Origin of the sequence: Williamsia serinedens (assembly GCF_024171725.1) — a bacterium.
In the GTDB taxonomy this organism is placed as follows: domain Bacteria; phylum Actinomycetota; class Actinomycetes; order Mycobacteriales; family Mycobacteriaceae; genus Williamsia_A; species Williamsia_A serinedens.
Genome location: NZ_JAMTCG010000004.1, coordinates 569,714 through 592,136, shown reverse-complemented (window position 1 = coordinate 592,136; position 22,423 = coordinate 569,714). Strand labels below are relative to the sequence as shown.

Below are 22,423 nucleotides of genomic sequence, written 5' to 3'. Positions count from 1 at the left end.
CGTCCGCGTCGTCGACGGCGGCGGGAAATTCCTCATGTCGGGACTCTGCGACGCCCACACCCACTTCTCCTGGACCAACTCCGCGGACCTCCCCGGACTGGGGACCATGGGCGTCGAGGAGCACACACTGTTGTCCGCACGCTCGGCACAGACCTACATCGACTGCGGCTACACCATGTGCGTCGGGGCAGCCGCCGCCAAACCCCGCCTCGACGTCGTCATCCGCAACGCCATCAACGACGGACAGATCCCGGGACCCCGCTATCTGGCCAACTGTCAGGAAATCGCCGTCACCGGCGGCGCGCTGGTCGACGGCATCACCGCCTTCGCCGACGGCCCGGAGGAGATGCGCAAGCAGGTCCGCCGCAACGTCGCCATGGGCGCAGACCTGGTGAAGCTCAGCATGTCCGGTGAGGAGATCACCGGCAACCAGCACGCCGAGGACAACTACTTCTCCGACGAAGAGGTCCTCGCCGCCACCACCGAGGCCCACCGCCGCGGACTGCGCGTGTGCACCCACGCCCGCTCCGGCGAGTCGGTGAAGATGTCCGTCCGCAACGGGGTCGACATCGTCTACCACGCCTCGTTCGTCGACGAGGAAGGCCTCGACATGCTCGAGGCCAAGAAGGACGAACTGTTCGTCGCGCCGGGGATCAACTGGCTCATCGCCACCCTCAACGACGCCGCCGACTTCGGCTACCCGCAGGAAGCCGCCGAGGCGGCCGGCTACAAGCACGAACTCGAGTGCGCCATCGACGGTCTCAAGAAGATGAAGGCCCGGGGGATCCGCATCCTCCCCGGCGGCGACTACGGCTTCGCCTGGACCCCGCACGGCACCTACGCACGCGACCTGCAGCACTTCGTCGATCTCCTGGGCTTCACCACCAAGGAGGCGCTGCTGTCGGCGACAGCGCTCGGCGGGCAGATCATGCGCATGCCCAACGAACTCGGGCAAATCGCGCCGAACTTCTACGCCGACATGATCCTGATCGACGGAGACCCGCTGGAGGACATCACGGTCCTGCAGGACCGGGGCCGGATCGTCGGGATCATGAAGGACGGGAAGTTCCACAAGGATCCCGGCGACGGCAGCCAGGCGCGTGCGCGCGACGTCGACGAGATCCACCGCGGGACCCCCGTACCCGCCTGACGCCTGGACGCAACTCTCGGCGGGCAGATCCGAGGATCTGCCCGCCGAATCGTGCCTGCAGGTGGCCGACCTCGCGGCGCCGCGTCTAACACGATGCGGAACAGGCCGTGACAACAGGGCTCTCCGTGGCCGACCGCGCCGAGGGTGAGAAGCTACCGACACGAGCATGACCGAGGGCAGCGGCGAGACACCGCAAATCGCTGGACTGACATAATCCATGTATCGGTCAATTCGATTGTAGCGTACAGGGTTTCGTCACCAAGAACGAAACATAGTCCGAATCACGCAGCGTTGGTGGACAGCTCAGCAGTTGTCAAAGCTCCACTTTCCGTCCGCGTACGTCCAGGTCCCTCGGGGCAAGGTCACTCTTGCCGTCAGCACTTTTCGTGACGACCTTGGCGACCGTTCCCTTGAGATCGATGAGGTACTCCGGGTCGCCCGAGTAGTCGCGTCCCCGCGATTGCTGCTCAAGCGTGGCTACGAAGGTCTGCTCACTGGTCTCTGTTCCTCAACTCGCGTGCGCTCGGGACAGATCTCGAGCAGGTCGTGGCCCTCGCGGTCGAGCAGCAGGTCCAGCGTCTCGTCGCGCTCTCCGCCGCGAACATCGACGACGACGACATGCTGCAGCCCTCCCGCTTCCGTGGGGACCGCAACCGAGAGGCCGATCAGCTCGCAATGTCCGCGGGCCTGCCGGCCGTGAGCCTGCGACCGTCGGTCTTCGCGTCGACCGCTGCAGACATGTGGGCGACGCAGATCAGAAACGGCGACGTCGTCCGCGGGCCGTACGAGGGAGCGTCGTTCGCACCCGTGGTCGACGAGGACATCGCGGCGGTGGCCGTACATGCACTGACCGACGACACGCTTGTCGGTCGGCGTGTGGTGCTGACGGGTCCGGAGGTCCTCACCGTGGCCGACCAGGTGGCGACGATCGGCGAGGTGCTCGGTCGTCCGCTGCGATTCGTCGAGGTGGGCCCCGATGCGGTGCGCGGAGCGATGACCGGTGCGGGCGCGGCTCCGGCGTTCGTCAACGCCTACCTCGCGCTCCAGCGCGCAGCGGTGGACAACCCGGCGACCGTCACCGACGAGATCGCGACGATCACCGGGCGACCTGCCGCGCGATTCAGGGATTGGGTTGTCGCGCATCGTGATCTGTTCGAGGCGTGAGCCACACCGATCCCGACGGTGGCGACCCGCGATGGTCAGCCCGGTGCGGTCCCGCGGCGTCGTCGAACGAGGCGAGCTGTCGCAGGTCGTCGGCCAGGTTCAGATGCGGGGACGGGTACAGCGCGGCCACGTTCACCCCGGGCGCCGTGTGGTCGAGGCCCGCGGCGGCGAGGTCACGGGCGGCGACCGCTGCGACGATCCGGTCCTTGGTGGGGTGGGGCTCAGCGGTCATGACGTCACCGTGGAGTCGCGCACCGACATCGTGGCACGATCATCAGGGAAGTGGCACGATGGCACGATGAGTGACACGGTGGTGATCGGTAGACAGGGACGGATCGTCATCCCATCCGACATCAGGGCGGAATTGGGCCTGTCCGCAGGGGATTCGGTACGCGTGGTGCGTGACGGACGACGGATCGTCCTCGAGCGGCCGGACGACGCCGTCGACGACCTCCGCGGGTTGCTGGCGGATGGGGCAGGCGGCCGTTCACTGGTCGCGGAGCTGCTGGCCGAGCGGATCGCGGAGGCTGACGGACCGCGGTGAGAGTGCTCGATGCGTCGGCGCTGCTGGCGCTGCTGAACGACGAGCCCGGGGCGGATGCCGTCGCAGCTGTGGTCGACGGTGGGATCCTCTGCGCGGCGAACCTCGCCGAGGTGCTGGGGAAGGCCGTCGATGTCGGAGCCGATCCACGGACGCTGCGATCGCGTCTGGCGACCGCAGGCGTCGTGGTCACCGATCTCACGGCTGACGATGCCGAGATGGCGGCTGCGCTGAGGACATTGCCGGGCGGCCGGTCGTTGTCACTCGGAGACCGATGCTGTCTGGCGGTTGCCCTGCGGCAGCCGGGGTCCCACGTGTTCACCGCCGATCGTGTGTGGTCGGAGCTGGACCTCCCCGTGACGATCGTCCTCGTCCGGTGAGAGCCGTCAGAACCTCAGGTCGACCCAGACCAGGCGGTGGTCGCTGCTGACGGTCGGGGGCATGAGGTCGCGGCCGGATTCCCCTGGTGCCGGCCAGAAGACGCCTGCACCGGCGACCGGCAGGCTCCGCGACGGCAGCACGTAGTCGACCCGGAGGTTGCCCGGGTCGGGCTTGGAGAAGTCGGCGGTCCGCAGCTCGGCGGGGGTGCGGTGTCCGTCGCCGGCGCTGTCGGCTGCGGCGCCGCGGGACGTGGGACGGGTGTCGGTCACCCGCGGCAGCGACAGGACCTGGTTGATCGCGCCGACCCCGGGCCCCGGAGCGCCACCGTCGTCGGGGTCACTGTTCTGGTCGCCGACCATCACGAACGCCGAACCCGGCGGCAGGCCGCCGCGCCGCCCGGCGTCGTCGACGATGTACGACGCCCGCGCTCCACCGGCGATGTAGTCGGCCGAGAGTCGCACCTCGTCGTGGTTGCGCCGACCGTTGCGGTCCTCGGGACCGTCGAAGCTCGGCGGTGTCGGGTGCGACGCGAGCAGGTGAATCGTGCGGCCGCCGACAGTGATCGGTATGTCCCAGTGTGACTTGCTGGACAGGCGCAGGATGTCGGCGTTCGCACCGTAGAAGTCGCGGGGGAGGAGGTTGCCGGGCTGGTCTCTCCAGAGCAGCTTCTGGAACGTGCGGACATGCGCGGTGTCGATGGGGAAGCGCGAGTAGACGACCATCCCGTACTGCCCCGGGAAGGCGCCGAACCCGTAGGCGTCGTCGGGTCCGGCCGTCGACCCGTCCTTGTTCAGATCGCGCCCGGTCGGGACGCCGGTGTTCACCGGAGCGGTGAACGAGTACGGATAGTCGATCGACGGCTGGCCGCGCTGACCCACCTTGAGGTACCGGTCGGAGAACGCCCGGACCGCGGCACCTCCGGCGACGAAGTCGAACTCGTTGAGCAGCAGGATGTCCGGGCGGTTGCGTTGGATGATCTCCGCGACCGCCTTCGCCTGCGCGTTCGCCCCCGACTGCAGATCCGACAGCAGCTGCCCGGCAACGGGTCGGTTCAGGCTGGCGTTGTAGGTCGCCACCCGGACGACCGATCCGCCACCCGACGAACCCGACCCCGAGGACCCGAACCCCGGAGCGGCATTCGCGCCGGCCACCGCCGCGCCCATCACCACCGTCGCGACCAGAAGGATGCGCAGACCTCGCAGAAGCATCCGGTGACGGTAGGCGCGTCAGGCGAACGGCACACTGCCGATCGGTGAACGGTCATGACGCGAGGGCGGCCCTCACCGCCCGAGCACCTGGGTCAGGTACGGGTTGGCGAAGACGCGGTGGGGATCGAGACGGTCACGGGCGGCGAGGAACTCGTCGAACCGTGGGTAGACGGTTCGCAGGTACTCCGCGGTACGGGTGTGCATCTTGCCCCAGTGTGGCCGCCCGCCTCGTCGCGTCAGGATCTCCTCGACGGACGTGAAGTAGTCGTCGGGGGCGTCGCGGTGGTAGCGGTGGACGGCGATGTACCCGCTGTCGCGGCCCGACGCCGTCGACAGCATCAGATCGTCGGCGCCGGCCGCGCGCACCTCGATGGGGAACGAGATCCGCCACCCCCGGCGGTCGATGAGCATGCGGATCTCGTCGAGCGCGTCGCGGACCTCGTCGAGCGGGATCGCGTACTCCATCTCGCGGAACCGCACCCGCCGCTGCGACACGAACACCGAACTCGACGTGTCGACGAACCGGCGCCCCGACTGGGCCTTCCCGGCCACCGTCGCGAGAGCTGGTGCCACGGAGGGGAACCGGGCACCCGCCTCACACATCACCGCGAAGACCCCGTTGCTGAGCACCTCGTCGGTCAGGAACCGGGCGACGCGGCCCGGGCCCTCGGTCGGTGCCCCCGCGGGCAGTCGCGTGTTGGTCTTCGTCAGGGCGACGTCGGTGTGCGGGAACCAGTAGAACTCATGGTGGTCGTGGCGGCGCACTGCGTCGTCGAAATCGCGGGCCGCGTCGTCCACCTGCACCGCGGCCTCGACCGCCTCGAGGCAGAACGCGGGCACGCACTGCAGCGTGATCTCGGTCAGCACGCCGAGCGCGCCGAGCCCCAGGGCGACCGCCTGCAGGGTCGACGGGTCGTCGTCGCCCACGGTGAGCACCTCGCCGGTCCCCGTCACCAGCGTCACCCCGACGATCTGGGTCGCGATGCCGCCGAACGCGAGACCGGTCCCGTGGGTGCCCGTCGACGTCGCGCCGGCGAGGGTCTGCGCGTCGACGTCGCCGAGGTTCGGCATCGCCAGGCCGAGTGGTTCGAGGATGGCGGGCATCTGGTGCAGCGGTGTCCCGGCGCGCACCGTGACGCGCCCCCGCTCCCGATCGGCGTGGACCAGGCCGGTCATCGCCCCCAGGTCGAGCGAGATGCCGTCGGGCACCGCGATCGCGCTGAAGCTGTGGCCGGAGCCCGCGGGCTTGACGGTGACGCCGTCCCGACGCGCGCGGTGCACGGCGGCGGCGACGTCATCGGCGTCGTGGACGGCGATCACCTCGGCGGGGGTGGCGGATTGGGTCCTTCCCCAGTTGCGCCAGCGTGCCGTCGCACCCGTCTGGGTCGGTGTCGGTCGGGTGGTGGTCACAGGAAGCACTTCCCTTCGCCGCGGTAGGTGGGCACGGTGTCTACGACGGTCCCGTCCCCGACGATCACGATCTCGGGGGTGTGCTCGGCGACCTCACCGGACTTGGTGTGGCGGAACCACACCCGGTCACCGACGGCCAGGCTGTCGGCGGCGTCGCCGATCAGCGGTGTCTGCACCTCGCCGGCGGCCTCGCGTGGCTCGTACCGCAGGCCCGGCGGCCACACCGGCAAGGGGAGCCGGTCCGCGGCAGGCGGTCCCGACGCGATCCATCCGCCGCCGTGGCAGGTCACGACGCCCCGGCCGGGTCGACGCACGACCTGCAGCCCGAAGCCGACGGCGGGCGCGGGACGGAAGTGTGCGTAGGTGTCGAAGAGGTGCCCGCCGAAGAAGCCACTGCCGGCGGCGATGTCGGTGACCGACGAGTCCGTCGCCGTCGCCTCGAGCGAACCGGTGCCGCCGGCGTTGACGAACTCGAGGTCGGCGAGCTCGCGCAGCGCACCGATGATCGTCCCGCGTCGACGCCGCAGCTCGGCCATCGACACCCGCTGCATCCCCCGGATCATGGTGTTGCGGACCGAGGTCTGCCATCCACCGTCGACGTCGTCGCCCACGCCGGCCACCTGCGCCTCGTAGGACATCACGCCGACCAGACGCAGACCGGGCCGCGCCACGATCGCCCGCGCCAGCGACAGCGCGTCGTCGAGGGAATGGACGGGGGAGCGACGTACCCCTATGTGGCCCACCACCGGCGCGTCGAGGGACGCGTCGAGGTCGATCGCCACGCGCAGGGGCGGGCGGGAGCCTGCAGGCACAGCGGCGTCGATGAGATCCAGGTGGTCGACGGAGTCGACGAGCATCGTGACCCGACCCGCCGCGACCTCGTCGGCGGCCAGGGCTGCGATGGAACCGCGACGGGCGCTGGGATATCCGACGAGCACGTCGGTGATCCCCGACGTCGTCGCCAACCAGATCGCCTCGTCGAGGTCGTAGGCGAGCACCCCGGCGAAGCCGTCACGCGCGAGGATGTCGTCGATCACCGACCGCACCCGCAGGGACTTCGAGGCGACGCGGATCGGGACCCCGCCGGCCCGTCGTCGGAGGTCGGCCACGTTCGCCTCGAAGGCCGCGCGGTCGAGCGCGACCACGGGCCCGTCGAGATGGTGGACCGCCCGACCGATCGCCGACCAGTCGACGTCGTATGCGGAGCGTGAGCGCTGCAGTGTCACGGTCATCGCACGCTCCGCACCCGCAGCACCGAGGCCCCACCGGCGACGCCGAGGACCGCGGAGACGGTGAAGAGGGCGGTGAACCCGCCTGTCGCGGCGACGATCCCGGCGCCGAGCAACGGTCCGAGCGCCTGGGGGACGGCCATGGCGATGTTCATGATCCCGAGGTCCTTTCCGGTGTGGTCGGCGTCGGGCAGGACCTGGGTGGCCAGGGCCTGGTCGACGCCGAGGAAACTGCCGAAGCCCGCCCCGAGCAGGGCGGCGGCGACGATGGTGGTGGGCAACGACGCGACGAGTGCGATGACGAGGGCCGCGAGACCCTGCAGGACACCGGCCGCCAGGACGAACGGCTTGCGGCGCCCGATCCGGTCGGACAGCACGCCGGCCGCGAGAGCGGCCCCGATGACGAAGACCATGTACACGGCGGTGAGGACCAGCAGGTCACCGTCCGCGTCGCGGACGCGCAGCCCGAACTGCAGGAAGTAGAGCAGCAGCGAGGTGCCCAGCGCGTTGCCGATGTTGACGAGCACCCGCCCGAGCAGCGTCCACCCGAAGTCCGGATGCTGCCGCGGCGACACCCACAGTTCGGCCACGACCGCGCGGGCCGTCAGGGCCCCGTGACCATGGGCGTGGTGCGGCGGGTCGTCGACGGTCAGCACGAACGGCAGCACGCAGACGACGAGAAGCACTGCGACGAGCAGGTTCCCGCCGACGCTGCCCAGCCCGAACGCGGCGATGAGCGCGACGCCGAGGATCACGCCGATCGCCTGCGGAGCCGACACCCAGCTCGAGACCACGCCGCGCTGCTCGACGGGTACCCGGTCGCCGATGAGTGCGGTCAGCGCGGCCGACGCAGCGCTGAACCCGGTCAGCGCGACGCACCACCAGACGGTCAGGCCGACGAGTCCGTGTCGGGTGCCGAGCACCGCCAACGCGACGGCGAACACGACGACGCCACCGAGGATCCACGGACGTCGTCGACCGAACCGCCCGGTGGTGCGATCCGAGAGCGACCCGGTGAGCGGGAACGCGATCAGCGCGCAGATCGCCGAGATGCCCGACACCACACCGAAGGTCGTCACGCTGGTGCGCCACTGGGTGTCGTCGGTGCCGAGCAGGTCGACGATCTGCTGGGGGAGGGTGAGCTGGAACGGCGTCAGCTGCGCGAGCCAGATCCCTGTCCACGCCAGCGCGAAGAGGGCGATCCAGCGGGTGCTCACCCGTGCCGTCGCCGCGGTGGTCACGCCGCCTCCAGGTGGGTGAGCAGCATGGCCACGCAGGCCTCGGCGATGCGGTGGACGACGTCGAGGTCGCCGGTGTTCAGGTAGGCCAGCGTCAACCCGTCGGTGGCCGCGACGACCAGTGGCGCCAGCGTTTGCGGCGCGGTGCGCCACCGTGCGCCCGAGGCCTCGGCCGCGGCGGTGAGGGCGGTGGCTGCGAGCTCGTAGTAGCGGCGGTAGACGTCGGCGGCGAAGCCCTCGAGTCCCGGGGTCTGCCGGGCGTACTGCGACAGGGCGATCAGAGCGTGCTCGCGCGACGGGTCGGCGACGACGCTGTCGATGTAGCCGCGCAGACCGCCCCGCAGCAGCGACTCGATGTCGCCGCCGTCGGCGGGAACATCGGTGAGCACGGCGTGGATCGCGGTGTCCTCGCTCGTCAGGCCGGCGACGACCAACGCCTCGAGGAGGGCGTCACGGGACTCGAAGGCGTAATGGAAGCTCGCCAGCGACATCCCCGCCTCGGCGCAGATGCGCCGCGTCGTGGCGGCCTCGACGCCGTCGGCGGCCACGACACGGAACGCCGCCGCCACGAGGCGTTCGCGCCGCTGCTCGACCGGTATCCGGGGGATGGTCGGCTCCCTCCACGTGAAGTGGGTCATCTGACCCACTTGGGTGCGGTCACGCTAACCCAGAGCCGGTCACCGCACCAGGGATGGGCGTGAACACGCAGGCAGACAGCCGATACCGTGGGGTCATGGCCGAGCCCAGCGTGCGTGTCGACAGCTGGATCTGGGCTGTCCGGCTCACCAAGACGCGGTCACAGGCCGCCGCCGCCTGTCGTGGAGGGCACGTCAAGGTCAACGGCACGCCGGCGAAACCGGCCCAGCACGTGACGGTCGGCGACGAGGTCCGTCTGCGGATCGCCGGCCGCGACCGGATCGTCGAGGTGGTGCAGGTTCTGACCAAGCGCGTCGGGCCGCCCGTCGCCGCGCAGGCGATCATCGACCGCAGTCCGCCACCCCCGCCAAGGGAGATCCTCGCGTCGATTCCCGTCCGCGAGCGCGGTGCGGGCCGTCCGACCAAGCGCGAGCGTCGCGAGACCGACCGGCTCCGCGGGCGGGAGTGAGGGATCGACTGCACGCTCGACGCGATCGACTGCACGCTCGGCGGTGTTTTTCTGCACGCTCGACGGCATGTATCGGCCCGCTCGGCGGGGGTGAGTTCTCTACACTCGGGCGCGTGCAGACCCGTGCCGTTCGTCGCTCGACGTGGGTGCTCGTCCTCGTCGCGGTGGTCGCGCTGATCGGTGCGTGTTCCGACGATTCCGGCGGCGGAAGCACGACGCGCGGCGCCGGCACGTCCGCCGCGGCCGGGTCCGGCCCGTTCTTCGGCGCGTGTGGCGGCGTCAGCACCGACGACGTCGCGCGGGCGACCGGGACGTCCGGCCTCATCACCGCCAGCGACAACAGTGCCGGATGCGAGTGGGTGACGAGTGCCGACATCCTCGGCCCGCAGTTCTCGTTCAACTGGTACCGCGGCAGCCCGATCGCCCGCGAACGTGCCACCGAGCAACTCTCGCGCGACACCGTCTCCGACCTGACGATCGACGGCCACAGCGGGTTCATCGCGTCGAGCGCCGGCATCTGTGAGATCGGGATCGCTTTCGGCGCCGACTTCTTCGAGTGGTCGGTCAGCTACGGCACGGCCGAGCCCGGTCAGCAGCAGCGCTCCGCCGACGAGGTCTGCCAGGTGACGAAGGCCCTGTCCACCATGTCGATCGAGCGGGCGAAGTGACGCGCCGGGTCGGGGCTGCGCTCGTCGCGCTGCTCGCCGTCGTGCTGCTGGTGGCCGGTTGCACGCGGTCCATCGACGGTGAGGCGCGGCCGCTGGGCGGTGGCACCGCGCAGGGCGACGGCTCCGACAACGGTTCGGTCGACACGAACCAGTTCGACAAGCTGCTCCTGGAGTGCACGCTGCTCAGTCCCGAGCAGATCGCCACGGCCGTGGGCGGGACCGCGGCCGAGTCGACCTTCAACGGGGCGATATGTCGGTGGGTCGTGTCCGGGGCCGTCCCGCTCGGCGTGACCTTCACCTGGTTCGAGACGGGGACGATGGCCGCGGAGAAGCAGACCGTCGAGAAGCTGGGCTACACCACCGACACGATCCGCGTGTCCGGCACGTCGGCGTTCACGTCCCGCGACCCGAAGCGCCCCGGTGTCTGCGGCGTCACCGCCAAATCACCCGACCGCGGTGTCTACACCTGGTGGGTCGAGCCCCGCGGCGGCGGTTCGGCCGCGGCCGATCCCTGCGCCGCGCCGACGAAGCTGATGGAACTGGTCCTGCGCGGATCCGCCTGACGGCGCGCGCTCAGCTCGCGGCGCGGGTGACGCTGACCGTCGCGGCGACCTGGTCGTCGACGATCATCCACAGCAACAGCTCGTCACCGACGCGTCGGCGACGCAGCACGATCGACGATCCCGGCGTGATCGGACGCAGGTACTCGATGACCGCGCGATGCGGTGCGTCGACGATGTCGGTGTGGTCGAGCAGCTCGTCCTCGACGGCCTCCCAGTAGGCGGCGTTGTTGAGGTGCCGGAACGGGTCGAAGTCGGTGCTGCGCAGCACGTGGACGCGGTCGGTCCCGTCGTCGTCGGGCAGTGGCGTCGGGTGCATCGTCTTCCACCGCAACCGGTGCTCGTCGGTCATCGCGGCGAGCATCTCGAAGGCCTCGTCGGTGATGCGCGACGGCATGCCCTTGTCGTTGACGTTGATCCAGAACGCCTCGGTCTCGATCAGGCCGGGCGGACGCATCTCCGGGTTGAACCGGTTGGTCTCGTGCTCGGCCGTGATCCGCACCCGCATGTTGGTCCAGCGCGTCGACAACGCCGCGCACCAGCGCTGCAACGTCACGGTCGCCGGCCAGGTGATCGGTTCGATGACGTCGATGACCGTGCGACGCACGATCCAGAACGGGTCGGAGTCGTGGAAGTCGGTCGCCTCGATGTTGTCGTTGGCGATGTCCTGCAGGTAGCGCGCGGTCCCGTCGAGCCGGACGCGCATCTGCTGGTCGACGTCACCGGTGCGGACCCGATATGAGGCCTCGTAGAACCGGGCGCGCTCGAGACGGTCCTCGAGCGCCGGGGTGAACGGGTAGGGGGACGTCACGGCGAGAAGCATCCCACGCTCCGACGCGTCCATACGGCGGCGCCCGGGGCGGGATGACGATCTGGCACTGGGTGCGGATATCGTTGTGACAACGCTTACAATCTAGAACACGTTCCAGTTTTCGCGGGGCGTGGACGAGGACGAGTCGAGGTCTGACACCCATGGCGCATGTGATCACCCAGCCGTGTTGCAACGATGCGAGTTGCATCGCTGTGTGTCCCGTGAACTGCATCCACCCCACGCCGGACGAGCCCGAGTTCTTGACCGCGGAGATGCTCTACATCGACCCCGACACGTGCATCGACTGCGGCGCGTGTATCGACGAGTGTCCGGTGGAGGCGATCTTCCCCGACGATCAGCTCGACGAGCGGGGTGAGCGGTATCTGCAGATCAACGCCGACTACTACAACGATCACGACGTGTCGGGTGGTCTGGTGCCGCCGCGCAAGCAGCCGCCGTTGCCGCAGGGCAAGGAGCTGCACGTCGCGATCGTCGGTGCCGGCCCGGCCGCGTTCTACGCCGCCGAGGAACTGGTCCGTCACTCCGCGGTCCGCGTCGACATGTTCGACCGCCTGCCCACCCCCTACGGCCTGGTCCGCGCCGGCGTGGCGCCCGACCACCCGTCGACGAAGGGTGTCGAGAAGACCTTCGCCGCGACGGCGAACAAGCGCACCTTCGAGTACTTCCTCAACGTCGAGGTCGGCACGCACGTCACCCACGACGAACTGCTGGCCCACTACGGGGCGGTGATCTACGCGGTCGGCGCCTCGACCGATCGTCGGCTGGGCATCCCGGGCGAGGAGCTGTCGGGCTCGATCCCGGCGACGGAGTTCGTGGCCTGGTACAACGGCCACCCCGACTATGCCGACCTGGACTTCGACCTGTCGGGTGAGCGCGCTGTCGTCGTGGGCAACGGCAACGTCGCCCTGGACGTCGCACGGATCCTGCTGAGCGACCCCGACCACCTCGGGAAGACCGACATCGCCGACCACGCGATCGAGAAGCTGCGTGCCTCGAACGTGCGGGAGGTCGTTCTCCTGGGTCGTCGCGGCATCGCGCAGGCGGCGTACACCAACGGCGAGTTCCTCGCGATGGGCGACATCCCCGGCGTCGACGTGGTGATCGATCCCGACGAGCTGGTGCTGGACGCGGCGACCGCCGAGGCGGAGTCGAGCGGGTCGCTGGACTCGACGATCGCGACGAAGATCCGCATCGCGCGGGAGTTCGCCGAGCGTGGCGAGACCGGCGCGGAGCGGCGTGTGGTGTTCCGCTACCTGGTGTCCCCGGTCGAGCTGACCGGCGACGGGTCGGTGTCGTCGGTGACATGCGTCCGCAACGAACTCGTCGACGGCGAGCGCGTCGCGGTCGCCCCGACCGACGAGCGGTTCGAGATCGAGGCCTCGGTGGTGCTGCGCGCGATCGGCTACCGGGGACTGCCGGTGAAGGACCTGCCCTTCGACGAGGGACACGGCGTCATCCCGAACGACGGTGGTCGCGTGCTCACCGAACCCGGCGGCGAGCCGGTGACCGGTGTATACGTCAGCGGGTGGATCAAGCGCGGCGCGACCGGTGGTATCGGGATGAACCGCCTGGACGGTCAGCAGACCGCGCAGGCGGTGTTGGCCGACTTCACCGAGGGTCGTCTCGGCGAGCCGGACAACTCGCGTGAGGCCATCGCCGACCTCGTCGCCGGCCGTGGCGCGACGCGCGTCGACAACACCGGCTGGAAGAGCATCGACACGGCCGAGAAGCAGGCCGGCAAGGACGCCGGCCGTCGCCGCGTGAAGATCGTGTCCATCCCCGAGCTGGAGTCCGTGGCCGCGGGGTAGCGACCACGCACGGAACCACACATCCTCGACGACCGACGCCGCACGGGAGCCCCCGCCGCGCTGTCACCACCGACCAGAGAGGTCTCGCGAGTGCGCATCGCCCTGCTGTCCTATCGGAGCAAACCGCACTGTGGGGGACAGGGCGTCTACGTCCGGCACCTCGCGCGTGAGCTCGCTCTGCTCGGCCACTCCGTCGAGGTGTTCTCCGGGCAGCCCTACCCCGACCTCGACGACGTCGCCTACGAGCACGGGGTCACGCTGACGAAGGTGCCCAGTCTCGACCTGTACGGCGAACCGAACCCCTTCCGTACGCCGCGGCCGAGCGAGATCCGCGACTGGATCGACGTGCTCGAGGTGGGCACGATGTACACGGCCGGGTTCCCCGAGCCCCTGACCTTCAGCCTGCGGATGGCGAAGATCCTGCGCGAGCGGCGTGACGACTTCGACGTCGTCCACGACAACCAGTGCCTCGGGTACGGCCTGCTGCAGATCCAGCGGTCGGGCCTGCCCGTCGTCGCGACCATCCACCACCCGATCACCCGGGACCGCAGCCTGGCCGTGAAGGCGGCGAAGGGATGGCGGAAGCTCACCGCGCTGCGCTGGCACCAGTTCGCGCGCATGCAGGGCAAGGTCGCCCGTCGGCTCCCCGACCTCCTCACCGTCTCGCGCAGCAGCGAGGTCGACATCCGCAAGGCCTTCGACATCCCCGCCGGACGCATCGAGACCATCCCTCTCGGCGTCGACACCGATGTCTTCCGTCCCGCCGCCGAACGCGTCCCGGGCCGGGTGGTCTGCGTGGCCAGCGCCGACGCCCCGCTCAAGGGTGTGTCGTACCTCCTCGAGGCGATCGCCAAGCTGGGCGCCGAGCGTCCCGTGCACCTGGATCTGGTCTCCAAGCTCGACCCCGAGGGCCCCACGGCGGCACTCATCCAGGAGCTGTCCGTCGCCGACCGCGTCACGGTGCGCTCGGGCCTGACCGACGAGGAACTCGGTGCGCTGATCGGGTCGGCCGAGGTCGCCTGCGTCCCCTCGCTGTACGAGGGGTTCTCGCTGCCCGTCGTCGAGGCGATGAGCTGCGGGACGCCGATGGTGGTCACCACCGCCGGGGCCATCCCCGAGGTCGCCGGTGCCGACGGGGAGGCGACACTGCATGTGCCGCCGATGGATTCGGGCGCACTCGCCTCCGCGATCGGTCGACTCCTCGACGACGCCGACCTCCGTGCCCGACTCGGTGCGGGCGGCCGCGCCCGCGTCGAGTCGCGCTTCAGCTGGGCGGCCGTCGCCGCCAAGACCGCAGAACACTACGAACGCGCCATCGCGGCAACGCGGGGCGCCGAAGGAGAAGCCCGTGCTGACCGTTGATTTCGACCGCCTCGGCGTCCGCGCCGGGACCACGGCCATCGACATCGGGGCCGGTCAGGGCCGGCACTCGTACGAGATGTTCCGCCGTGGTGCCGACGTGATCGCCTTCGACCAGTCCGAGTCGGACATGGCCGAGGTCTCGGAGATGTTCGACGCGATGATCGCCGAGGGGCAGGTCCCCGCGTCGGCGAAGGCGCGCACCGAGGTCGGGGACGCGTTGCACCTGCCCTACGCGGACGAGAGCTTCGACGTCGTCCTGATGTCGGAGATCCTCGAGCACGTCCCCGCCGACACCGCGGCGATCGCGGAGATGGCCCGCATCCTCAAGCCCGGCGGACACGCGGCGGTGACCGTGCCGCGGTACTGGCCCGAGAAGATCTGCTGGGCCTTCTCCGATGCGTACCACGAGGTCGAGGGCGGGCACGTCCGCATCTACAAGGCGAGCGAGCTGGCCGACAAGCTGGCCGCGGCGGGACTGCAGGTCACCGGCACCGATCACCGTCATGCCCTGCACGCGCCCTACTGGTGGCTGAAGTGCGCTGTGGGCGTGGAGAACAACGACAACGTCCTGGTGCGCGGTTATCACAAGATGCTCGTCTGGGACATGATGAGCGCCCCGGCGCTGACCCGTGTCGGCGAGCGGGTGCTCGACCCGTTGCTGGGCAAGTCCGTCGTGCTCTACCTGCACAAGCCGGCCTGATCCGATCATGACCGTCGTCCCCGAGGTCCCCGGCATCCTCACCGCCGATCAGTGTGCCGCGACCGGCGCCGCGATCGCGGCGATGCAGGAGCCCTCGGGCGCGCTGCCGTGGTTCCCGGGTGGTCAGACCGACCCCTGGGACCACGTCGAGTCCGCGATGGCGTTGAGCGTCACCGGGTTCCACGCCGAGGCGGAGGCCGCGTACGAGTGGTCGCGCCGGACACAGCGCGCCGACGGGTCGTGGCCGATTCGGACGGTCGCCGGTCGGGTCACCGACGCCAACACCGACGCCAACTTCTGCGCGTACCTCGCGGTCGGGGTGTGGCACCACCTCCTCGTCACCGGGGACGAGGCGTTCGCGCGTCGACTGTGGCCGACGGTGCGCGCGGGCATCGACCTCGTCCTGCGCTTTCAGGCGCCCAGCGGTCAGATCCGCTGGGGCGGTGCGCATCCGCTGCCGCACTCGCAGGACCGGGCCGCGCCCACCTCGCCGCACACGGATGTCGCCGAGGTGCGTGCGGTGCCGCCGGGCATGTTCGACGACGCCATGCTCACCGGCAGCGCGAGCATCCACCAGGCGCTCGGGTGTGCCGCGCTCCTGGCCGAGGCGGTCGGGCAGCCCCAGCCGCGATGGGTCGCCGCGCGGGACCGACTCGGTCACGCCCTGCGGGCCCACACCGATCGCTTCCTGCCGCCGTCGGACCACTCGATGGACTGGTACTACCCGGTGCTCGGTGGTGCGGTCCGTGGGGAGCAGGCGCGGGAGCTCATCGCTGCGCGCTGGGACGAGTTCGTCGTGACCGGTCTCGGGATCCGCTGCGTCGACCACCGGCCCTGGGTGACCGGCGCGGAGACGTGCGAGCTGGTCCTCGCGCTCGACTGCCTCGACGACCACGACCGCGCGCGGCAGTTGTTCGCCGACATGCAACACCTCCGCGACCCGGACGGGTCCTACTGGACCGGGCTCGTCTACGCCGACGGCAAGCGGTGGCCGGTGGAGAAGAGCTGTTGGACCTCCGCCGCGGTGGTCCTGGCCGCCGACGCTCTGAGCCGGACGTCGCCGGCGAACGGCATCTTCCGTGACGCGGATCCGTATTCGGCGCCGGTCTTCGACACCGCCGACCTCGACTGCGCCTGCGCCCACGTCTGACGGCGGCCCTGGACCCCGGGTGTCCACCTGACTAGACTGGTGTCCAGACACCCGTCGACCGTCGACGGGCGGCGCCCCCGGAGGATCGATGGACTACGGCATCGTGCAGTTCACCAGCGATCGTGGTCTGCGACCGGCCACGCTGGCACCCCTGGTGGAGGAGGCGGGGTTCGCCGCCTACTTCGTGCCCGAGCACAGCCACATCCCCACCCGCCGCGACGCGGCGCACCCGCAGACGGGCGACTCGTCGCTGCCCGACGACCGCTACATGCGCACCCTCGACCCGTGGGTGTCGCTGGGGGCCGCGGCGGCGGTCACCTCACGCATCCGCCTCGGTACCGCTGTCGCACTGCCGGTGCAGTCCGACCCACTGACCCTCGCCAAGCAGATCGCCACGCTCGACCACCTCTCCGACGGGCGCGTGACACTCGGCGTCGGCTTCGGTTGGAATCTCGACGAGCTGGGTGACCACGGTGTCCCGCCGGGCCGTCGCCGCACCATGCTGCGCGAGTACCTGGAGGCGATGCGCGCGCTGTGGTCGCAGGAGGAGGCCGAGTTCGCCGGCGAGTTCGTGAACTTCGGGCCGAGCTGGGCCTGGCCGAAGACCGCGCAGCAGCCGGGTGTGCCCGTGGTCGTCGGCGCCGGGGCGACGGAGAAGAACTTCACCTGGATCGCGAAGAACGCCGACGGCTGGCTGACCACCCCCGCGGACACCGACATCGAGGACTCGGTCCGGCTGTTGCGGAAGATCTGGGCCGACCACGGGCGGGACGGTGCTCCCCAGGTCATCGCCCTCGACGGTCGGCCGGAGCCCGAGAAGCTGGCGCGCTGGGACGATCTCGGCGTCAGCCTGGTCCTCTACGGCGTCCCCGACGACGACGTCGACAAGGCTCGCGGGTATCTCGCCAAGCGCGCCGGTCAGCTCGGACTGGCCTGAGGCCCGTCGTCGCGCTCCGGTCCCGACACCGACCGTCGTGATCGCTTGTCCGCCATCATCGCCCAGTCGGCCTCGCTCAGGAGCCTGTCCACCGAGTCGATCTCGCGGGCGTCGCCGATCGCCGAACCGATGCTCGCCGAGATGCCCTGACGCGCGAGTGCGCCGCGTACCGCCACGAGATGGTCGGACCACCGGAGGACCGGGTCGCCGACGCCGATGACGACGAACTCGTCGCCCGCGAGTCGGGCCACGAACAGTCCGGACGAGACCGTCGTGGTCGCGAGACACTGTGCCGCCCTGCGGATCATGTCGTCTCCGGCGGCGTGGCCGGCGTGGTCGTTCACGCTCTTCAACCCGTCGATGTCGACGAATCCGACGGCGACCGGTGCACCGGTCCGCCGTGCGTCGTCGACGAGTTCGGTCGCGCGTTCGAGCAGGCCGCGCCGATTGGGCAGTCCGGTGAGATCGTCCACGACGGCGAGCTGTCGGACGAGCTCGTTCGCGCCGGCGACGCGTGAGCGCGTGCGCTCCCACGTCAGCATGATCATGGCCGCGAGGGCGTCGGCCTTGGCCATCTGCACCAGCAGGGTGGGGAGTCCGGGTTCGGGCGGGATCGCGACGGCTGTGACGAGCCAGCAGACGTTCACTCCGAGGATGATCGCCGCCGCGACGCGCCACGCCGGGAACAGTGCGGCGATCGCGACGATGGTCAGCAGGGCCCCGATGGCCGGGTAGGTGATGCCCGTCGCCAGCATGTAGGCGAAGGGGTTGATCCCGACCAGGGCTGCCACGCCCGCGGACCACAGCATCGGTCGGCGCAGGAGGAACTGTCCGTGACGACCCCGGACGAGCACGCATCCGATCGCGAAGACGGCCGCGGTGACGAGGGCGACGACGCTGGGTATCCACACCGCAGGCGCGGGATCGGCGGTGAGCTGTACGACCGCGGTGACCGTGAACAGTGCGGACGCCAGCGCCAGCGTGATGTCGAGGCGATCCTGCACCACCGCGCGATCCGCGACCGAGGACATCGCCGCGGTCGAGCGCTGTGGGAGCACCGGCGAAGGATACGCCGTGTCGGCGAGGCGGACTCGTGCAGTCGACGACGCCCGATCGCCCGGGTCAATCGGTGTCGTCGAATGCGAGCAGCATCGCCCGCACGACGGCCACGACCGTCGCCCGGTCGTAGGTCTGCACGAACTCGAAACGCTCCCCACCGTCGGGTGCCGCCTCGGTGAGGCGCGCGGTCAGCGCCGCACAGACGTGGGGTCCGAGGACGGCGACGTTCCACTCCGCCCGGCCGTCGTCCCCGGCGACGCGGCCCGCGCTGACCAGCGGTACGCGAACCCCGTACACCGGTGAGATCGCCACCTCGCGCGACGGCCCGTCCCATGTCCGCGCGCTCAGGTGGCTGAGGTCGCACGAGTCCGCGGTCGACCGGACGAGCAGGCACGAGGACCCGCTGCCGGTGGCCTGGGCCTGCAGCGACCTGCTCATCTCCTCGAGCAGCGACTTGCCCCCTCGGCGCGGGCGATGCGTCGCCGCGACGATGCCGAACGGTGTCCGGTCGTCGCGCCCCGGCGGGACACGGTGCCGGGGGAGCGGGAACGCCGATCCGCGGACGATCGGGCGGACGGCCGTGAAGTGCGCGCCGACGCCGTAGTGGGCACCGAGACTGATCGCGGTGTCGACATCACCGTCGCCGTCGATGCCCTCGGCCACGACCGCCGCCGTGGAGCTCTCGAGGTGCGCGGCCATCTCCTGGACGAGCCGGGCGACGGCGGGGTCACCCACGCGCCGGACCACCTCGGCCCGCAGGATCACCACGTCGGGGTCGACGACGGGGAGCACCGCCGGCCCGAGGTCGTCGAGACCGATCCGGACGCACACACGCCGACCGTCGACGCGCGCCGCGTCGACGGCCTCGACGGATCGTCGCGGTCGCATCGCGACGTCGTGGGCGTCCACCGACATCGACAGCTCGATCGAGTGGTCCCGGCGTCGGGCAAGCGTCTCCGGATCCACCAGCGTCATCACCGGGAGGTCGTCGGGCAGGCTCAGGTCACGACGGAACCCGATGGCGTAGTCGTCGAGCGCCGCGGTCTGCTGCATCACGGCCGCGACGCGTCGGAGGGCGTCCTGCGACTCCAATCGGCTGCCGACCGGCCCGGACAGTCCCACGACCCGCGCCGCGAGGGCGCCGTCGGACAGGTGGTGGACACCGCGGACGCGGGCGGTCACACCGAGTGCGGCGAGAGAGGAGTCGGCGGCATCGCTGGGTGTCCCGTGAGCGGACATGTCCCACCTCCTCCGACGACGGTGCCCGTGGCGCCGTCGTGGGGAAGAGGCCTCGTCAGCTTACGGTGCGTCGGTGGTGCGGGAGGCGATGAGGTCGTCGGCGATGTCGCGGACCCGACGGTTCGTGTTCTGGGACTGCGATCGCAGCACCGCGAAGGCCCGGTCCGCGTCGACCCCGTGGTCGGCCATGATGATGCCCTTGGCCTGCTCGATCGGTGCCCGGTTGTGCAGGGCAGCGCGCAGCGCGTCGGCGACGTCGAGGGCGGAACGGAAACGCGCGAAGTCCCCGATGGCGCGACTGACGGTGGTCGTCAGCAGGTCCAGGATGTCGGCGTCGAGTCCGTCGAAGGCGGCCGCGGCGCCGCCGTACAGGTTGAGCGCCCCCAACGACTGCCCGCCCGCGGACAGCGGTGCCGCGAGGAACGAGTGGATCCCTTCGTCGGCCGCGGCGGCGGCGAACCGTGGCCACCGCTGTTCGGAGGCGGTCACGTCGACCCGGACGACCTCACCCGCGTGCGCGGCCTCCAGACAGGGGCCGTCGCCGGCGTCGTACTGCTCGGTGTCGACGCGCAGCGTCCGTGTGTCGGTGTGGACGGCGGTGAAGGTCCGCCCGCCGAGGTCGATCGTGATCCCGGCGCAGTCGGCGCCGTCGATCACGTCGTGGGCGACGTCGACGACGCGCTGCAGCAGGACGACCAGGTCGTCCTCGTCGGCGATGCTGCCGCCGAGGGCGACGAGCATCGCGGCGAGCGACGCCGCGTCGGGCGCGGTGTGCGCCGCTGCCTTCGCGACCTGCGCGGCGTGCTCCGTGGTGCCCTCGGGGGTCGCGGCGAGCAGGGACTGGCTCGTCCGCGGGTCGAAGGCGGGATCCTCCGCCGTGGTGTCCTGTGTCCGGTCGTTCGCTCCCGGTGCGGTCATCGTCGACGACCTCCCGTCTCGACGTCGGCGACGAGGATCTCCCGTCGCTGCCGTCTGTGTAGTCGCAGGCGGAGGGGTCGAGGGCACGCTGCGGCGGCGGTGATGTCGGACACCGCCGGGGTCACGGCTGTCAGGCCCGCGCGGTGGCGCGCAGATGCGGCTTGTTCACCTTGCCGGCGGGGTTGCGGGGCAGTTCGTCGACGACGAGGACGTCGGCGGGGTGCTTGTAGCGGGCGAGGCGGGTGTCGAGGAACGCACGCAGGTCGGCGACCGTGGGCGACGCGGCGCCCGCATGCACCGCCACGACGGCGACGGCGACCTCTCCCCAGCGGTCGTCGGGGCGGCCGATCACGGCGACCTCCCGGATGGCGGGGTGTGCGGCGAGGGCGTTCTCGACCTCGACGCAGTAGATGTTCTCCCCGCCGGAGATGATCATGTCCTTCGCCCTGTCGACGACGTACACGAAACCCTCGTCGTCGAGGCGGACGAGGTCCCCGGAGTGGAACCACCCGCCGGCGAAGGCCTCCGCGGTCGCGTCCGGTCGGTTCCAGTATCCGCTCATCAGGTTCGGCCCGCGGTAGACGATCTCGCCGACCTCGCCCGGGGCGACGTCGTGCATGTCGGGGTCGACCACGCGCGCGGCGATCGTCCGCAACGGTCGTCCCACCGACCCGATCTTGCGGTGCGTGTCCTCGCCGGTGAGCGCGCACGTCACCGGCGACATCTCCGTCTGCCCGAAGACGGCGCAGATCGTGGCGTCGGGGAACGTCTCCGCCATGGACGCGAGCAGCGTCCCCGACGCCGGGGCCGCACCCCACCACAGGAAACGCAGCGCCAGATCCCGCGGGCGCTCGCGCTGTTCGGCGATGACCAGCTGCCACTGGGCCGGGACCATGAACATGGTCGTGATCTGTTCGCGCTCCATCGCGTCCAGGGTCGCCGCGGGGTCGAACTGTCTCAGCGGGAACAGGATCGTGCCGACACCGTCGAGCAGACACGTCGACAGGACGCCGAGGGCGGCGATGTGGAAGACGGGGACCGCGATCGCCGAGATGGCCTCGTGGTCGACGACACCGGGCGCGACCATGTTGTGCATGGCCTGCGCCTGCAGGTTGATGTGGGTCAGCACAGCGCCTTTCGGGCGGCCGGTGGTGCCGGAGGTGTACATGATCGCGGCGGGAGTCGTCTCGGGGACGTCGACGGCCCGCAGGTCGAGACCCTCTTCGACGAGGGACTCGTAGTCGACGGCGTCGCCGCGCCCACCGTCGACACGGATCCGGAGATCCACGGCGCCGCCGGGCGACTCGACCACGGCGTCGACGAGGGCGTCGAAGGCCGGCTCGTACACGATCGCGCGGGCCGTCGTGTCCGTGACGAGGTGCAGCACCTCCGGTGGGGCCATCCGGAAGTTGACCGGCACGACGATGGCACCGAGGGCGTTGACGGCGAGCACCGTCTCGAAGAACTCGACCCGGTTGAGCGTGAGCACCAGGACGCGGTCGCCGAAGCGGACCCCGCGGGCGTCGAGTGCCGCGGCGAGCCGGCTCATCCGCGACTCGAGGTCGCGCCACGTGACGGTGCGTCCCTCGAAACGGATCGCGAACTCGTCGGGACGCATGATCGCGTGCATCCGCACCTGGTTGACCCAGGTGTGGCGTTGGGAGATCAGTGGCTCGGCATCACGCGGGAAGGGCTCTGCGGAGGGAGCGGCGGTGGGGTCCGTGACCGAGGTCATGGTCGGACGGTAGCGCCGTCGACCCGTCC

General features: G+C 70.5%; 23 protein-coding genes. 12 read left to right on the top strand and 11 right to left on the bottom strand.

Annotation, left to right across the window (positions count from 1 at the left end; genetic code table 11):
- Both LX12_RS13600 and LX12_RS13595 read left to right on the top strand, forming a co-directional pair.
- The coding region (locus tag LX12_RS13600; RefSeq protein WP_253655076.1) for a metal-dependent hydrolase family protein at window positions 1–1,150 on the top strand (1,150 nt) is incomplete at its 5' end.
- A gap of 546 nt (window positions 1,151–1,696) precedes the next feature.
- Window positions 1,697–2,314, top strand: a complete 618-nt coding sequence (locus tag LX12_RS13595) for a Rossmann-fold NAD(P)-binding domain-containing protein (RefSeq protein WP_253655075.1) — start codon at window positions 1,697–1,699, stop codon at window positions 2,312–2,314.
- Here the strand turns inward: LX12_RS13595 and LX12_RS13590 are convergent.
- Window positions 2,271–2,546, bottom strand: a complete 276-nt coding sequence (locus LX12_RS13590) for a hypothetical protein (protein ID WP_253655074.1) — start codon at window positions 2,544–2,546, stop codon at window positions 2,271–2,273. The two genes, LX12_RS13595 and LX12_RS13590, sit on opposite strands and share 44 nt — an antisense overlap.
- Before the next feature lie 9 nt (window positions 2,547–2,555).
- Between LX12_RS13590 and LX12_RS13585 the strand changes: the two genes are divergently transcribed.
- Both LX12_RS13585 and LX12_RS13580 read left to right on the top strand, forming a co-directional pair.
- Complete coding sequence (locus tag LX12_RS13585; RefSeq protein WP_253655073.1) at window positions 2,556–2,858, top strand: AbrB/MazE/SpoVT family DNA-binding domain-containing protein; 303 nt, start codon at window positions 2,556–2,558, stop codon at window positions 2,856–2,858.
- Window positions 2,855–3,235: a PIN domain-containing protein gene (locus LX12_RS13580; RefSeq protein ID WP_253655072.1), complete on the top strand. Its 381-nt coding sequence runs from the start codon at window positions 2,855–2,857 to the stop codon at window positions 3,233–3,235. The genes LX12_RS13585 and LX12_RS13580 overlap by 4 nt, the downstream gene beginning before the upstream one ends.
- Before the next feature lie 6 nt (window positions 3,236–3,241).
- On the opposite strand, the gene LX12_RS13575 is transcribed toward LX12_RS13580, so the two are convergent.
- The 5 genes from LX12_RS13575 to LX12_RS13555 form a co-directional block, all read right to left on the bottom strand.
- Entirely contained in the window at window positions 3,242–4,444 is a 1,203-nt protein-coding gene (locus LX12_RS13575) for an endonuclease/exonuclease/phosphatase family protein (RefSeq protein WP_253655071.1), read from the bottom strand.
- Window positions 4,445–4,516: 72 nt separating this feature from the next.
- Window positions 4,517–5,863, bottom strand: a complete 1,347-nt coding sequence (locus LX12_RS13570) for a D-arabinono-1,4-lactone oxidase (RefSeq protein ID WP_372505009.1) — start codon at window positions 5,861–5,863, stop codon at window positions 4,517–4,519.
- Window positions 5,851–7,086, bottom strand: a complete 1,236-nt coding sequence (locus LX12_RS13565) for an alanine racemase (RefSeq protein WP_253655069.1) — start codon at window positions 7,084–7,086, stop codon at window positions 5,851–5,853. The genes LX12_RS13570 and LX12_RS13565 overlap by 13 nt, the downstream gene beginning before the upstream one ends.
- On the bottom strand, window positions 7,083–8,324 hold the full coding sequence (locus tag LX12_RS13560) for an MFS transporter (RefSeq protein ID WP_253655068.1): 1,242 nt from the start codon (window positions 8,322–8,324) through the stop codon (window positions 7,083–7,085). Before LX12_RS13560 ends, LX12_RS13565 begins: the two co-directional genes overlap by 4 nt.
- Window positions 8,321–8,959, bottom strand: a complete 639-nt coding sequence (locus LX12_RS13555) for a TetR/AcrR family transcriptional regulator (RefSeq protein ID WP_253655067.1) — start codon at window positions 8,957–8,959, stop codon at window positions 8,321–8,323. The genes LX12_RS13560 and LX12_RS13555 overlap by 4 nt, the downstream gene beginning before the upstream one ends.
- Before the next feature lie 95 nt (window positions 8,960–9,054).
- Here LX12_RS13555 and LX12_RS13550 point away from each other — a divergent pair, with 95 nt between their 5' ends.
- The 3 genes from LX12_RS13550 to LX12_RS13540 all read left to right on the top strand — a co-directional run bounded on the left by LX12_RS13550 (window position 9,055) and on the right by LX12_RS13540 (window position 10,657).
- On the top strand, window positions 9,055–9,426 hold the full coding sequence (locus tag LX12_RS13550) for an RNA-binding S4 domain-containing protein (RefSeq protein ID WP_253655066.1): 372 nt from the start codon (window positions 9,055–9,057) through the stop codon (window positions 9,424–9,426).
- A 113-nt stretch (window positions 9,427–9,539) separates the two neighbouring features.
- Window positions 9,540–10,094 (top strand): DUF3558 domain-containing protein, encoded by a 555-nt coding sequence (locus LX12_RS13545; protein WP_253655065.1) that lies wholly within the window; start codon window positions 9,540–9,542, stop codon window positions 10,092–10,094.
- On the top strand, window positions 10,091–10,657 hold the full coding sequence (locus LX12_RS13540; RefSeq protein ID WP_253655064.1) for a DUF3558 domain-containing protein: 567 nt from the start codon (window positions 10,091–10,093) through the stop codon (window positions 10,655–10,657). The genes LX12_RS13545 and LX12_RS13540 overlap by 4 nt, the downstream gene beginning before the upstream one ends.
- Window positions 10,658–10,667: 10 nt before the next feature.
- Here LX12_RS13540 and LX12_RS13535 read toward each other — a convergent pair whose 3' ends face one another.
- The gene (locus tag LX12_RS13535) at window positions 10,668–11,477 is read right to left on the bottom strand and encodes an acyl-[acyl-carrier-protein] thioesterase (protein WP_253655063.1); all 810 of its coding nucleotides are present in this window, start codon (window positions 11,475–11,477) and stop codon (window positions 10,668–10,670) included.
- A gap of 149 nt (window positions 11,478–11,626) precedes the next feature.
- On the opposite strand from LX12_RS13535, the gene LX12_RS13530 reads away from it, so the two are divergent.
- From LX12_RS13530 to LX12_RS13510, 5 genes are all read left to right on the top strand, one after another.
- Entirely contained in the window at window positions 11,627–13,294 is a 1,668-nt protein-coding gene (locus tag LX12_RS13530) for an FAD-dependent oxidoreductase (protein ID WP_253655062.1), read from the top strand.
- Window positions 13,295–13,384: 90 nt separating this feature from the next.
- Entirely contained in the window at window positions 13,385–14,656 is a 1,272-nt protein-coding gene (locus LX12_RS13525; RefSeq protein WP_253655061.1) for a glycosyltransferase family 4 protein, read from the top strand.
- Window positions 14,643–15,356, top strand: a complete 714-nt coding sequence (locus LX12_RS13520; protein WP_253655060.1) for a class I SAM-dependent methyltransferase — start codon at window positions 14,643–14,645, stop codon at window positions 15,354–15,356. Before LX12_RS13525 ends, LX12_RS13520 begins: the two co-directional genes overlap by 14 nt.
- 7 nt (window positions 15,357–15,363) lie before the next feature.
- Window positions 15,364–16,506: a glycoside hydrolase family protein gene (locus LX12_RS13515; RefSeq protein WP_253655059.1), complete on the top strand. Its 1,143-nt coding sequence runs from the start codon at window positions 15,364–15,366 to the stop codon at window positions 16,504–16,506.
- Window positions 16,507–16,594: 88 nt separating this feature from the next.
- Window positions 16,595–17,443 carry an LLM class F420-dependent oxidoreductase gene (locus LX12_RS13510; RefSeq protein ID WP_253655058.1) on the top strand — a complete coding sequence of 283 codons (849 nt, stop codon included), beginning with the start codon at window positions 16,595–16,597 and terminating at the stop codon, window positions 17,441–17,443.
- On the opposite strand, the gene LX12_RS22265 is transcribed toward LX12_RS13510, so the two are convergent.
- From LX12_RS22265 to LX12_RS13490, 4 genes are all read right to left on the bottom strand, one after another.
- Entirely contained in the window at window positions 17,425–18,501 is a 1,077-nt protein-coding gene (locus tag LX12_RS22265; RefSeq protein ID WP_253655057.1) for a GGDEF domain-containing protein, read from the bottom strand. The two genes, LX12_RS13510 and LX12_RS22265, sit on opposite strands and share 19 nt — an antisense overlap.
- Before the next feature lie 64 nt (window positions 18,502–18,565).
- Window positions 18,566–19,741 carry an EAL domain-containing protein gene (locus LX12_RS13500; protein WP_253655056.1) on the bottom strand — a complete coding sequence of 392 codons (1,176 nt, stop codon included), beginning with the start codon at window positions 19,739–19,741 and terminating at the stop codon, window positions 18,566–18,568.
- Window positions 19,742–19,801: 60 nt separating this feature from the next.
- Window positions 19,802–20,659 carry a GAF and ANTAR domain-containing protein gene (locus tag LX12_RS13495; protein ID WP_253655055.1) on the bottom strand — a complete coding sequence of 286 codons (858 nt, stop codon included), beginning with the start codon at window positions 20,657–20,659 and terminating at the stop codon, window positions 19,802–19,804.
- A 130-nt stretch (window positions 20,660–20,789) separates the two neighbouring features.
- Window positions 20,790–22,394 (bottom strand): AMP-binding protein, encoded by a 1,605-nt coding sequence (locus LX12_RS13490; RefSeq protein WP_253655054.1) that lies wholly within the window; start codon window positions 22,392–22,394, stop codon window positions 20,790–20,792.
- Between the last annotated feature and the right edge of the window lie 29 nt (window positions 22,395–22,423).